Source organism: Cecembia rubra (assembly GCF_003014575.1).
GTDB lineage: Bacteria > Bacteroidota > Bacteroidia > Cytophagales > Cyclobacteriaceae > Cecembia_A > Cecembia_A rubra.
This window is the reverse complement of sequence record NZ_PYGF01000010.1, coordinates 67,290-81,027: the sequence shown is the minus strand read 5'-3', so window position 1 is coordinate 81,027 and position 13,738 is coordinate 67,290. Positions and strand designations below refer to the sequence as shown.

Sequence of the window (13,738 nt, the reverse complement as noted above, 5' to 3'; positions counted from 1 at the left end):
CCTATTCTGTGAATTGATATAAAAAACCTGCTTCCAATTCTTAGGTAAACTTTGTTTTTGGAATTAACCACAGATTTACGCAGATGAACACACCTGCCAGACGCTGGGATAGAAAGCTGCGCTTTTAGGAAATTGCAGTCTGAAGACTGCAGTGCTATGGTCCAAGTCTGAAGACTTGAACCATTTGGGGTCCGAGGACTTGAACCAATTGGGTTTACAAAGGCATCGCGTTTTCTTTGCGAAGTTCATTTCGTTCATTGTGGGTACCGCTTCGCTTTTGTAAAAAACCGCCATGAGCGTTAAGATTTAGCAAGGAAATGAAAGATCGGAAATGCAGTCAAGTGTTACTTTAGAGCCTACCTTTGTTAATTTTCCTTTGCGTCCATGGCGGTTTAAGTTATTTTAGAATTTTCGGTACTTGCCGCCCAGAAACTTATTGGCTTTTTTCTCTGCAAAGCGTGCTTTTTTGCTGTCCCAATGTAGGGTTTCATTGGGGAACCTACCTGCAATCACTCCTAGTAATATGGTTTCTGTTAGCCTGGCAGAGTATTCAAATGGCGCGGTGCATTCCCCTTTGCCCAAACAGGCATCTACAAACTGGTGGTAATGCTTTTTGCTTTCCTCATTGTAGTCCTGCACGGGATCACCGAGATTGAAGGGTTTTACATCAAATTCCTTGTATTGCCCATCCACAATCCAACGGGGAAGTTCCATAAAATGAGGTAATAACAACCTGCCTTTTTCACCTAAAAACATGGCGCCCTGTTCCGGTAATTTGTCCCCATTGGGAAGTTTGAGATCCTCGTGATCTGCCGGTGCACCTGGACCATCGTACCATACCCATTTGAGGGTTTCTGTTGTATATGGGGTGGCAGGAAATTCGTAGGTTACGATGTTGTTCTCCGGAAAACCAAAGCCCGTGGGTTGACGGCATTCAGTGTGTATGGTACGGGGAACATCCAGTTGTAGGGCATTGTAGGGGGTGTCGAAGATATGCACGCCCATATCGCCCAGGGTACCGCAACCGAAATCCATGATTTTTCTCCAGTTTCCCGGATGGTAAACACCTTCCTTGTAAGCCCGCTTCGGTGCTGTTCCCAGCCAAAGGTTCCAGTCAAGGTTTTCAGGTATGGGATCACTTCCGGTAGGTTCAGGGCCATCATAGCCCCAGTTTTTGGGAGACCATGCCCTCACGGTATGTACTTTTCCGATGATTCCTGATTGGATCAGCAGGGTAGCCAGTTTGTAATCGTAGAATGAATGTACCTGTATACCCATCTGTGTGACAAGTTTTTTTTCTGCAGCCATTTTTTTCATGGTCCTCGCCTCAGATACATGGTGGGTCAGGGGTTTTTGGCAATAGACGGGTTTGTTCATCTCCATGGCCATTATGGATGCAGGGGCATGGGTATGGTCTGGGGTGGAAACCACTACCGCGTCAAACTCATTTTTCATGTCCTTCAGCATTACCCGATAGTCAGGATAGGTTTTGGCTTTAGGATAAATGGCTTTTGCCCGGGCCACCATCTTGCTGTCTACATCGCAGAGTCCGACCACTTCAACTTCAGGATGTGAAGCAATGGCCGCAAGGTCCTCCATGCCCATCGCTCCCAAGCCTATGTGGACTGTTCTCAATTTGCCTGCTGCCTTGGCCTGTGCCAGTATGTGGGGGGCCAATGCCATACCTGCTGCTCCTAAAGCGGACTTTACCAAAAAGTCCCTGCGGTTGATCACCTGAAAATTTTTCTTCATTGGGATATTATTAATTGTTTGTTGCTGGTAATTCTTTGATTCTAATATTTCGAAAATGGACTACATCTCCATGTCCCAAAAAGCCAATATGGCCTTTACTTCGCTGAAGCCCAGGATGCTCTTTTTGGTCCAGGGTGCCGTTTTTGCTGGCTTCCAAATAGTCCCCTTCCAGTATGGTGGATCCGTTGAGTACCACCTTGATGTAAGGATGCTGGACAATGACCTCCTGTTGGTTCCATTCTCCCGGAGCTTTGAGGTAGCCGCGCTTGGCAGCCATGACCCCATAGACAGAGCCGTGGAATTGGTAATCGTGTAGGTTGGCATATTTCTCTGCTTCATTGTCCAGGATCTGGATTTCTTTGCCCACATAGGCGGCATCTCCTTCCAAAGGGGCGTGGATACCCAGGCCATTGTTGGCCCCTGGGGTCAAGAGAAATTCAAAGCGGAAAATAAAATTGCCATATTCTTTTTCGGTGAAAAGGTTTCCTCCGCCACCGCCTTTGGGGTCGATGACGATCATGCCGTTTTCTGCCCGGTAAGCAGTTTTATTGCCTATCCAGCCATCCAGGTTTAGCCCGTTGAAAAGTGTTGTAAATTCACTTTCGGGGATTTCCTGGGCTTGGGCTATGCTAAAGCCAAAAAACAGAGTCGCTATGAGGGAAAGGAAGATTTTCTTCATTATGAATTGTCAAAATTTTGAGGATTGTCAAAGAAGTTTAAAGATATCTTTAGGAACCGTCATTTTGAGTGAGGAACGAGCAAAGAATCTCCTAAACTACGCGAGATTCTTCGACTCCGCAGGCCTTTCTGAAACAGGCAGGCTCCGTCTCAGAATGACGTGGCACGCAGGATGTTATTCCCTTCGCCTTGGTCAGAAAGGTGATTCCGGTAAGCTGTCATTTCTAGGATTTTAAATTAAATAAAATTGTAAATAGGGTATTGATTCAACATGGTAATCAGTTGGATTTCAATTTATCAAAAAATAATCTAAATCGTAGAACTTGTTAAAAAAAATAAGGAAAGCAGGGAGGGAGCGTTAAGAAAATGTACGGTGTACATTATTGGCGAGGAGCTAGGATGTAGGGTAGGGTAATTTAAAATGCAGAATTATGAGTGATGAATGAAGAATGGAAACGGGCTTCTCGAAATTTGCAATTTCGTGAAGCGATAAAGTGGATTTCCAATCCACAAAATAGGGATATTAACCACTGATGAATGATTATAAAAACGCCTGCCAGATGTAGGCTGGGATAGAAAGCTTTTGTTAAAATAAACCACAAAGCCACTGTAGAACACATAGGAAAGCTACGCTTTTGGAAGAAACCACAATGGGCGCCAAGGTTTCGCTGAGAAATAAAAGGCCGCAATGGCAACCAATAATGGCTGCATAGCCCACATTGCTCCTCTTTTCCTTGCGTCCTTGGCGGATAAAAAGCTTCCCGAAATTTGCAATTTCGTGAAGTGATAAAGCGGATTTTCAATCCGCAAAATAAGGATACTAACCACTGATGAATGAGGATGAATACACCTGCCAGATGCAGGTTGGGATAAAAAGCTTCTGTTAATATAAACCACAAAGCCACAGTAGAACACATAGAAAGCTACGCTTTTGGAAGAAACCGCAATGGGCGCCAAGATTTCGCTGAGAAATAAAAGGCCGGAAAGGCAGGCAATAATGCTTGTATCAACCAAATTGCGTTTTTTCCCTTACGTCCTTGGGGGTTTAAAAAATTTTATAAACCACAACATGTCCCGCATGCGGGATAGCCACTGTAGAACACATAGAAAAGCTTCGCTTTTTGGATAGTAAAAGCAGGAGGAAAGATTTCTAAGGATTTGCTTTTTCTTTGCGGAGTGCCTTGCGTTCATTGCGAATAAAAAGCTTCTCGAAATTTGAAATTTCGTGAAGCGATACAGCGGATTTCCAATCCGCAAAATAGGGATACTAACCACTGATGAATGAGGATGAATACACCTGCCAGATGCAGGCTGGGATAAAAGGCACTAGTTATTACAAACCCAAAAGTGACCATAGAACGCATAGAAAAGATGAGTGAGAATGAGCAAGAACAAAAGAGGTTCACGAATTGCACTAATTTCAAAAATAATTAGCCTTACAGGTCAGATGCATAATTTAATGAAGATTGTTTGGCTGATAATAGATTGAAAAAACATGAGCTCAACACTAAAGTATTGAAACAATTTCCGACCGAGCTCATACAGAGTGTTGTGTCTATTGTTGGATGTAGAATCTGATGAGCTCTGCGGTAAACCATTAGTCCATAGCGCAGAAAAAAAGGGTTATGATTCATTAATATTAAGTTTTACGAGTTATGTTTTTTTCACTTCGGGATCGATAACTGATACAGTGGCATCTATTTTTAATTAAATTTTATATCCTAACAGTTCTGTTGATGAGAACAGGGTCAATTTCACAAGAGTGGTATTGCAAGATCAGCAAAGCAAATGGCTTAGGGAAGGTAATTCTTTATGGATTACAGAAATTGGTAAGCTTTTGGTTTTGAAAAAGTTCGAATCTTAAATAAGGTCAAAAGTGAGCAATATGACAATCTCATAAGTATTGATTATATTGAATAAGTTTTAAAACATGGGGGAAAACTGTCTATTGTTCCTTTTTTAATTCGTTTAAAGGATTATTCACAAAATAAAATATGAAGAATAATTACTTCCTTGTAATCAATATACTTTTATTATTGTTATCGATACGTTCTATATTTTAATGTTTTGCGTTTGGAATATGTTTTTTCTTTCTTTTTTGATTTATGATTGGATAGTGTTGAAAAAAATACACAGGATTACATGGATGTCATATGTTTGGATATATTTGGTATATATAATTTCAGTTTTGGTTTTAAGAAATTGTGTTTATCATAACAATTCAAATTTATAAAACTGAGGGGTTTATAGGACTATTGGTTAGTTTAAGAAAAATATAGGTATTAGTTGATTTATAGGTCGAACCATTTCAAATGTATTGTTCAATGAATGCTGTTTTCACAACAAGATTTATGATAGGTTTACTTTTCATTATTGGCTGTAATGCCAAGGATGATAGTAACATTAAGCTGGGAATTAATAATGAAATTAACAGGTCAGATGAGTTTTCAAGCAATTTAAAACATATAATCATAAATGAAGCTACGTTCAATTACACTGATACAGGGAGTGGGGAGCCGATTGTATTTGTACATGGGGGGCTGGAAGATTACCGTACATGGGAACCACAAATTGAGATATTCTCAAAAGATTATCGAATAATCACTTATAGCAGGAGATACAATTTTCCCAATGATAATCAGCTTGAAGTGAATAGTTTTTCTGCTAAAACAGAAGCAGAGGATTTAGCTCGATTCATCACAGATCTTAAATTAGGGCCGGTTCATGTTGTAGGGCATTCATTTGGGGGACTCATTTCACTTTTTCTTACAAAATCAAATCCCGAATTGGTTCGGTCTTTAACACTTTCAGAGCCTGCACTAATTAGTTGGTTGATTGATATTCCGGGAGGAAAAGTCCATTACGATGATTTTTATAACAAGTTAATAGAGCCGATAAAACAGGCCTTTCATAATAAAGATACCGTTGGGGTTCTAAGAAAAACTTTAATTTATTTTGCTGGTGCAGACATTTTGGAAAAATTGCCTGAGGAGGCTATCGATCAAATGACTGCAAATTTACCAGAATGGTATTTCATGTCCCAGTCTCCTGATCCTTTTCCAGAATTCAAAAGAAAGGATCTGAATGATATTAAGGTGCCAATATTAACAATATCAGGTGGCCAGACCCTTCCTATGTTACAATTGATTAATAAGGAGTTGAAAACCATTTTACCCAAAGCCCCACACTATCATTTAGAGGAAGGAACCCATGATTTATGGTTTACCTTTCCAGAACAAGCCGGTCAGGCAGTTTTAAGTTTTATTGAAACTATTCCAAAAAAGTAAGCAATTGGTTTGTATTAGGATCCGAAAGTTGGTTCAGTAGTTGGGGTTGTACCTTTGGAGACCATAGCCAATTTCTTTTTACTAAAAAGGTGAAAATTGAGTTCAAGCGCTCAATTTGTTGCAGGTCTCTTAGTGGATAATGACTTCTCGGAATTTCCAATATCAGGAAGAGATTCACCGGGATTTAATCTTTCCTCTTGATTACGCTACTGGGTAAAATGGAAGGGATACCGTTTTGGTTTTGGTGGACATCGAAACCACCGCTTTGGTTTGGCTTCAAGGTCTTCGCAGGTGTAATTTCCCGGATGCCATGGTTGTTGTTATAGACATCGTAGCCACCTTGGTTATTGGGTTGGACACTTTTGGAAGGGGTGATATTGGGTAACCCATATTGGGTATCATAAATATCATAACCTCCGGTCATATTCGGTTTGATCACCTGCAAAGGGCTGATTTCTTTGATCCCATATTGGGTATTGTATATTTCTTTGCTGCCATTGGGATTGACCTGAATCACCTGTGAAGGAGTAATGTTCTGGATGCCGTTTTGGTGTTCATAAACTTTGTATGTTTGGTTGTTATATCCAGAGGGTTTCACCGTGGTATTGGGCAGTATGGAAGGGATTCCGTTTTGGGTTGGGAAAGTCTGGTAAGTTTGGGCACGAAGGCCGAGGCTGATACAGAAGGCCAAAAGAGAGAGGAACAGGGTTTTCATGATGGTAGGAAATTGGATCTTGGAATGAACTATTGGAAACGATCAACCGCTTTTCCCAAACTTTTTCTAAAAGGATTTTAGGTCTAACGGCACCTGTGCGCATGTAATGTTTAAACGAAAAATCAGGGTAAAGTTTTCCAATTCAATCAATCCTGGCATAAGCTGTCACGAAAAAATCCATTCAACCATTTTTTGATCTCAAAATTCCTTAATTTATGACCAATCAAAAGAAAATTTTATGGGTTTATTGGCTGTAATCTGGTACTTAATTTTACTTGTTATTGGCATTTGGTTGATTTGGTGGGGGCTTTTTTCGGGGAGTAGGAGGGGGAAGGGATGAGAATGGAGAATGAGGAATGAAATTTCGATGTCGAAAGGCGGATTTCGGTAAGAGCTGGTAAATAAATTCTGGAGTTGGATGCCTTCTGTTAAAAAGCAGGTAGAAAGATTACAATGGCTTTGCGTTCTCTTTGCGGAGCACCTGGCGATCATTGCGGAAAAACTCTTCACTTTTGGGTAAAACCGCAATGGGCGCCAAGGTTTCGCCAAGAAATAAAAGGTCGCAATGGCAGCCAATAATGGCTGCAAAGCCCTCATTGCGCCTCTTTTCCTTGCGTCCTTGGCGGATAAAAAGCTTCTCGAAATTTGCAATTTCGTGAAGCGATAAAGCGGATTTTCAATCCGCAAAATAGGGATATTAACCACTGATGAATGATTATAAAAACGCCTGCCAGATGTAGGCTGGGATAGAAAGCTTTTGTTAAAATAAACCACAAAGCCACTGTAGAACACATAGGAAAGCTACGCTTTTGGAAGAAACCGCAATGGGCGCCAAGGTTTCGCTAAGAAATAAAAGGTTGTAATGGCAGCCAATAATGGCTGCAAAGCCCTCATTGCGCCTCTTTTCCTTGCGTCCTTGGCGGATAAAAAGCTTCTCGAAATTTGCAATTTCGGGAAGCGATAAAGTGGATTTCCAATCCGCAAAATAGGGATTTTAACCACTGATGAATGAGGATGAATACGCCTGCCAGATGCAGGCTAGAATAAAAAGCTTCGCTTTTGGGAAAAACCGCAATGTGCGCAATGGTTTCGCTGAGAAATAAAAGGCCGCAAAGGCAGCCTATAATGTTTATATCAACCAAATTGCGTTTTTTCCCTTACGTCCTTGGCGGTTTAAAAAATTTTAAAAACCATAACTTGTCCCGCATGCGTGATAGCCAAAGTAGAACACATAGAAAGCTGCGATTTTAGAAATTAAACCGCTGATGAAAATAGATAAACACTGATGAAAAGCTACGCTTTTTGGATAGCAAATTTAGAAGGAAAGGGTTCTAAGGCCTTGCGCTTTCTTTGCGGAGGGCTTTGCGTTCATTGCGGATAAAAAGCTTCTCGAAATTTGCAATTTCGTGAAGCGATTAAGTGGATTTTCAATCCGCAAAATAGGGATATTAACCACTGATGAATGAGGATGAATACACCTTCCAGGTGCAGGCTGGGATAAAAAGCTTCTGTTATTATAAACCACAAAGCCGCAGTAGAACACATAGGAAAGCTACGCTTTTGGAAAAAACCGCAATGGGCGCCAAGGTTTCGCCAAGAAATAAAAGGTTGTAATGGCAGCCAATAATGGCTGCAAAGCCCTCATTGCGCCTCTTTTCCTTGCGTCCTTTGCGGTTTAAAAAGTATTAAAAACCACAACTTGTCCCGCATGCGGGATAGCCAAATTAGAACACATAGAAAAGCTTCACTTTTTGGATAGTAAAAGCAGGTGGAAAGATTACAATGGCTTTGCGTTCTCTTTGCGAAGCACCTGGCGTTCATTGCGGATAAAATCTTCGCTTTTGGGTAAAACCGCAATGGGCGCCAAGGTTTCGCTGAGAAATAAAAGGTCGCAATGGCAGCCAATAATGGCTTCCTCCACCAAATTGCGTCTTTTTCCTTGCGTCCTTGGCGGTTTAAAAAATATTATAAACCACAACTTTTCCCGCATATGGGATAGCCACTGTAGAACACATAGAAAAGCTTCGCTTTTTGGATAGTAAAAGCAGGTGGAAAGATTACAATGGCTTTGCGTTCTCTTTGCGAAGCACCTGGCGTTCATTGCGGATAAAATCTTCGCTTTTGGAAAAAAACCGCAATGTGCGCAAAGGTTTCGCAAAGAAATAAAAGGCCGCAAAGGCAGCCAATAATGGCTATATCCACCAAATTGCGTCTTTTTCCTTGCGTCCTTGGCGGTTTAAAAAATTTTAAAAACCATAACTTGTCCCGCATGCGGGATAGCCACAGTAGAACACATAGAAAAGCTTCGCTTTTGGGAAAAACCGCAATGTGCGCAAAGGTTTCGCTGAGAAATAAATGGCTGCAAAGGCAGTTAATAATGGCTACATCCACCAAATTGCTTCTTTTTCCTTGCTTTCATTGCGGAAAAAAATTCGTCATCTTTTCCCTTGCGTCCTTGGCGGTTTAAAAAATCCTACTCAATTGGCCTCGGCCACTTTCACTTTTGACTTTTTCAGCTTTTCTCCATTGAGTTTTTTCACTAAGCTTGGGGCTATGCTGCGCTTTACCGCCACATAACTGGCAAAATCCATGATAGTGATCAAACCGATGTCCTCATTGCTGGCTTTTCCGATTTTGATCAGGAAACCCACAATATCTCCCTTGCTGATTTTATCTTTTTTGCCGGCACTGAGGTAAAGTAAAGCAAATCCGGTCGGCTGAGAAGCTAGGGTTTCTTCAATTTCTACCTGCTCCATGCTGTTTTCATCCAGGTATTCCGGAAATTCATCCTCATCCGACAGGACCAAATATCCCTGTCCGGAGGCATGCATTCGGGCAGTCCGTCCATTTCTGTGGATAAAAGCGTCTTCTTTGGGAGGAACCTGATAGTGCACAATATGCTTGATTTCCGGTATATCAAGCCCCCTGGAGGCCAGGTCAGTGGCTACCAGTAAATTGACTACACCGCTTCTGAATTTGATAAGGTTTTTCTCCCGGTCCAACTGCTCCATACCTCCATGTAATACCGCATGCTCATAGCCATGATCGCCCAAAAGCAGGCTGATGCGGTCTACAGCCTCCCGGTGGTTGCAGAATACAATGCAGGCCTCCCCCTGAAAATGGGAAATCAAACGCATCAGGTTCTGGGTTTTCTCTTTGCTGTTGGTAGTAAGAAGTTTCAGTTCCAGTTTGGAATCCTTTTGCTGGTTCAGAAAATCCACCACGGGCGGATTATCGAAAGGAACGAATTCAGGTAAGCGTCCCATCTTGGTGGCCGAGGTCAGGAAATGCCTTTGAACAGCTTTCAGTTTTCGGAAGATGTCCCTCAATTGATCGTGAAACCCAAGTTGAAGTGATTTATCAAACTCATCCAAGACCACCGTTCTGATCGCTGAGGTATCCAAAGATCCTTGGTTGACATGATCGGAAAGGCGGCCTGGTGTACCGATTACCAGTTCGGGTAACTCACCCAAACTGTTTTTCTCCAGTTTCATGGAATGGCCGCCATAACAGGTGCTTACCCGATAACCTGTTTTCAGGGATTTGAAAACCTGCTCGATCTGTATGGCCAGTTCCCGCGAAGGAACGATGATCAGTGCCTGTGTACTTCTGGACGTGGGATCTAGGTTTTTGAACAAGGGAAATAAATAGGCCAGGGTTTTACCTGAACCTGTTGGCGCCAGCAACATGAGGTTGGGATTATTTTCAGTTGCCTGGATAAATGCCCGCTGCATGTCATTGAATGCATGTATTTCCAGATTGCTTAAAAACTGTTGCTCCAAACCTTGTGAATCCTTTTCCATGATGCGAAGATAGGGGTTTTTGTTGAAGGAGGGAGGGGAAGTGGGAATGCGAAAGGCAGATTTTGGAAGTATTGAAACATTAAGGAGTTGAGGTTTTTAAGGGTTTCATTAAGGGGTGAGATTAGAAACAAGAGTCAAGAGGACGGAACGTCAAGAAATGATCCCTTTGGATCATTTTAGTGACGGGCCAGGGAGCAGGGTTGGATAAAAAGCTTCTGTTATTATAAACCACAACTTGTCCCGCATGCGGGATAGCCACAGTAGAACACATAGAAAAGCTTCGCTTTTGGGAAAAACCGCAATGGGAGCCAAGGTTTCGCTGAGAAATAAAAGGTCGTAATGGCAGCCAATAATGGCTGCAAAGCCCTCATTGCGCCTCTTTTCCTTGCGTCCTTGGCGGATAAAAAGCTTCTCGAAATTTGCAAATTCGTGAAGCGATACCGCGGATTTCCAATCCGCGAAATAGTGATATTAACCACGGGACTTTTCATGGAAGGTAGGCGAACTATAATGAAAACTGATTTTGAGACCATAACCTTGCAAAGTATTTAAGATTAGATTTAGACGGAAAAAACCCTAAAAACTATAATTCCAAAAAGTATCGAAAAACTAAGTTTTATTTGAAATCCTGACTCAATAGTATATTTTTGTTTAAATTAATTTATCAGTTTAAAATTGGAGCCATGAAAGATTATCATAAGTATTTATTGTTTTTTTTGTTAATGTTTTCTTTTAAAGTTACATATTCTCAGAATGTAATTATTCACTTGGATGATAGGATAGTGGAAACTTCTATTGTGGCAACAAGTTCAGAGGCAATATTTACTAATGAGGGTAATTTTAAATTTTCTGAAATTAAAAAAGCAGAATTTAAAAACTTTGACCCTAAAAGTGAATTCCTTTACATTTTAATCGGCAAGCATGCATTGATAGAATTTCAGGATGGATACCCAGTTGAAAACTTGAATTTTGACCTGGATTTAAGTACAGAAGCTCAAAGAAAGAAGGCATATAATTCGTTGGTTTTGCCAGAAGAATATCTTGTTAAAGCCGCAAATAATGCTCTGATTGGAATCGGCATTGTAGCAGTTGGTTTTGGAGCAACTATTTTAACAGATGAACCCATACCAGCAATCGCAGGAGGTGTTCTTGGTTTGGTGCTAGGAATAAATGCTTGGGTTAATGTTGGTAAAGCTGGAAGAGAAATGAAATTAGAAAGGGAAGCTAGTCTTTCAAAGGAATAATAGGAAATTTCTAAGTCCACTAATTACACCAATGAGCACAAATTTTTCAGGCTTGATGCTTGCCAAGGATCTCCTATGGGCAAATAGAACAAAAGCATTTTGTAAAACTAAATTAGCCCAGACTTGCGGATCTCCACTAATATTCTTTTCGTATTATGTGAATGATCAGGGCCGAGGGCCCTTGATATCCTAGGAGGACCTCCCATAAAGAAATCAGCCCTTTGGCTGATTCTGTGCTCCTCGAAATTTGCAATTTCGTGAAGCGATAAAGCGGATTTTCAATCCGTATTTTCACAGTGAAGACTTGATTCATTAGGTTATGCCAAAACTGCAATTGATTATTTTTTATTGTAGTTTTGATTTTCAAAATGAAACATAATGCCAAATTTGAACACTTTTTTTTGGATAATACTTTCGATAATCCTGTTGGTTTGCTTCTTTGTCTTGTTTATCAAGTTCAGAAACAGGAGGTTACTCAGAACTGTCACTAATTCCAAAAGAGGGACTAAAACAGAGCGCAAGCTCGTATTGAAGCTACTAAAAAAAGGAATATCTGCCCAGACAATATTTCATGACCTATATGTTACGAAACAGAATGGTAGTTTTACGCAAATAGATCTGGTAGTACTAACAACGGTAGGGATTATTGTAATAGAAGTAAAGCACCTCAGTGGTTGGATTTATGGTAAAGGGAACCAATCACATTGGACTCAGGTATTGGCTTATGGCAAACAGAAATACCGCTTGTATAATCCCATTGTACAGAACAGACAGCACATAAACGATCTTAAAAGAAAATCAAAACAGTTTGAAAATATACCTTTTTATTCTTTGGTTGTGTTTTATGGGGACTGTGTATTGAAGAATGTGGATTATGTTCCCAATGGAACCTTTCTGGTAAAGGCGAATAGGATAATGGAAGTTATAAAAATGATCAAAAAAAAGAATCCACCTGCCATTTACACTGATAAAGGGGAAGTTGTTAAGATTTTAAAAGAATCGGTTGAAAACGGTAAAAATGAAGGGATTCAAAAGCGACATATTGAGGACATTAAAAACTTGATTGGAAAGCATAGAATTTTTGAATGAATAGGTTCCAAAAGCCTGGGCTAAAATGAAATATCCATCGCCCAATTCGGTATAAAAAACTTTAAATCATTTTATTAAATATATTTGAGAATGACAGTGTCAAGACTGAAGGGGAGGAGGGGTCAAGTATCAAAAGTTTAACCATTGGGTGTTTTCCTATAAATTTTAAAATGGATCATTTCAACTGCAAGCATCAAGCCGTTAATCCAAAGGCTTGAACCATTGGAGGAATTCAATACTTTTTAACTGAAAATTTTCTAGGGGTGTTCCTAGGATGTCCCGTGTATGTTCCGACCGTACTCCGACCATTCGCCGACTTTTCGCTAAATTCCAAGAATTCATTGTATTTTTTTGATGTCGCTCATTCTAAGTCAAAAAATAGGCTTTATTTCTCACTTGCAACACATCAAATAAGGCTATTCAATGGACTTGTTGACTTGGTAAATGCTGGTATTAAAGAAGAAGGCAAGATCCTTTTTAGATAGGAACTGTAGTTCGTTGGGGAAATTGTTTTTTAATACCTGGTACCCTTCTTCTAAGGGTAATTCCCTTATATGATTCCATGTTTCCGCTTGCATGTGAATCAGGTTGTTGATTTTGGCTGCAAGTTTTGAAAAATCATGACTAACTTCAATTACCTTATCCACATCATTCTTTTTGATTTCAAAAGCTGACACGTAGGACAAGGCCTGTAAATAGAAACCGGTCAATTTTTCTTTATAAAATGATTCAAAGTCACAGGCGACAGTCCCTTTAGAAAAAATCCTTACCCTGTAATCCCTGCCGGTTTCCGCAGGGAATAGTTTGGCTATGTATCCGGAGTGGATATACCTGGCATATTGATCTATTTGATTAATTGGCTTGATGATTTCACTTTTTTGGTATCTTTTAACCTTGACAAATTTCTTTAATTCCCGGTAAACAACCGGGTTTAATTTTATGAGCTTATCAAAATCATTTTTTAATAATTCTGTAGACAAAATTTTTCCCATAGCATGTGAAATTTGATGCGTGAAACAATAGACTACTATTAATTTAGACACACTTAAAAGAAATATCCAAACATTAAAAAGTGTATTTCTTAGAATTTACCGAATTAGCGACAATTTTGGTCCATTTGGGAACAAAAGCGAAGTTAGTTGTCCAAATGCTTGATTATTAGCTGTCTGA

General features: G+C 40.2%; 8 protein-coding genes. 3 read left to right on the top strand and 5 right to left on the bottom strand.

Annotation, left to right across the window (positions count from 1 at the left end):
• Positions 1 to 402: 402 nt before the first annotated feature.
• Positions 403 to 1,752: a Gfo/Idh/MocA family protein gene (locus CLV48_RS15985; protein WP_106568302.1), complete on the bottom strand. Its 1,350-nt coding sequence runs from the start codon at positions 1,750 to 1,752 to the stop codon at positions 403 to 405.
• Between the two features lie 10 nt (positions 1,753 to 1,762).
• Positions 1,763 to 2,431: a 3-keto-disaccharide hydrolase gene (locus CLV48_RS15980; RefSeq protein ID WP_106568301.1), complete on the bottom strand. Its 669-nt coding sequence runs from the start codon at positions 2,429 to 2,431 to the stop codon at positions 1,763 to 1,765.
• Between the two features lie 2,323 nt (positions 2,432 to 4,754).
• Here CLV48_RS15980 and CLV48_RS15965 point away from each other — a divergent pair.
• On the top strand, positions 4,755 to 5,717 hold the full coding sequence (locus CLV48_RS15965; RefSeq protein ID WP_170069041.1) for an alpha/beta fold hydrolase: 963 nt from the start codon (positions 4,755 to 4,757) through the stop codon (positions 5,715 to 5,717).
• 184 nt (positions 5,718 to 5,901) lie between these two features.
• Here the strand turns inward: CLV48_RS15965 and CLV48_RS15960 are convergent, their stop codons facing one another.
• Positions 5,902 to 6,432, bottom strand: a complete 531-nt coding sequence (locus tag CLV48_RS15960; RefSeq protein ID WP_106568297.1) for a hypothetical protein — start codon at positions 6,430 to 6,432, stop codon at positions 5,902 to 5,904.
• A gap of 2,477 nt (positions 6,433 to 8,909) precedes the next feature.
• Entirely contained in the window at positions 8,910 to 10,235 is a 1,326-nt protein-coding gene (locus CLV48_RS15945; protein ID WP_106568294.1) for a DEAD/DEAH box helicase, read from the bottom strand.
• A gap of 683 nt (positions 10,236 to 10,918) precedes the next feature.
• Here CLV48_RS15945 and CLV48_RS15935 point away from each other — a divergent pair.
• The gene (locus CLV48_RS15935) at positions 10,919 to 11,479 is read left to right on the top strand and encodes a hypothetical protein (RefSeq protein ID WP_146140112.1); all 561 of its coding nucleotides are present in this window, start codon (positions 10,919 to 10,921) and stop codon (positions 11,477 to 11,479) included.
• 378 nt (positions 11,480 to 11,857) lie between these two features.
• Positions 11,858 to 12,568: a nuclease-related domain-containing protein gene (locus tag CLV48_RS15930; RefSeq protein ID WP_106568291.1), complete on the top strand. Its 711-nt coding sequence runs from the start codon at positions 11,858 to 11,860 to the stop codon at positions 12,566 to 12,568.
• A gap of 416 nt (positions 12,569 to 12,984) precedes the next feature.
• Here CLV48_RS15930 and CLV48_RS15925 read toward each other — a convergent pair whose 3' ends face one another.
• Entirely contained in the window at positions 12,985 to 13,560 is a 576-nt protein-coding gene (locus CLV48_RS15925; RefSeq protein ID WP_106568290.1) for a cyclic nucleotide-binding domain-containing protein, read from the bottom strand.
• Between the last annotated feature and the right edge of the window lie 178 nt (positions 13,561 to 13,738).

Coding starts and splice junctions, on each gene's coding strand:
- CLV48_RS15985 (WP_106568302.1), bottom strand. CDS start 1,752: ATGAAGAAAAATTTTCAGGTGATCAACCGCAGGGACTTTTTGGTAAAG.
- CLV48_RS15980 (WP_106568301.1), bottom strand. CDS start 2,431: ATGAAGAAAATCTTCCTTTCCCTCATAGCGACTCTGTTTTTTGGCTTT.
- CLV48_RS15965 (WP_170069041.1), top strand. CDS start 4,755: ATGAATGCTGTTTTCACAACAAGATTTATGATAGGTTTACTTTTCATT.
- CLV48_RS15960 (WP_106568297.1), bottom strand. CDS start 6,432: ATGAAAACCCTGTTCCTCTCTCTTTTGGCCTTCTGTATCAGCCTCGGC.
- CLV48_RS15945 (WP_106568294.1), bottom strand. CDS start 10,235: ATGGAAAAGGATTCACAAGGTTTGGAGCAACAGTTTTTAAGCAATCTG.
- CLV48_RS15935 (WP_146140112.1), top strand. CDS start 10,919: ATGAAAGATTATCATAAGTATTTATTGTTTTTTTTGTTAATGTTTTCT.
- CLV48_RS15930 (WP_106568291.1), top strand. CDS start 11,858: ATGCCAAATTTGAACACTTTTTTTTGGATAATACTTTCGATAATCCTG.
- CLV48_RS15925 (WP_106568290.1), bottom strand. CDS start 13,560: ATGGGAAAAATTTTGTCTACAGAATTATTAAAAAATGATTTTGATAAG.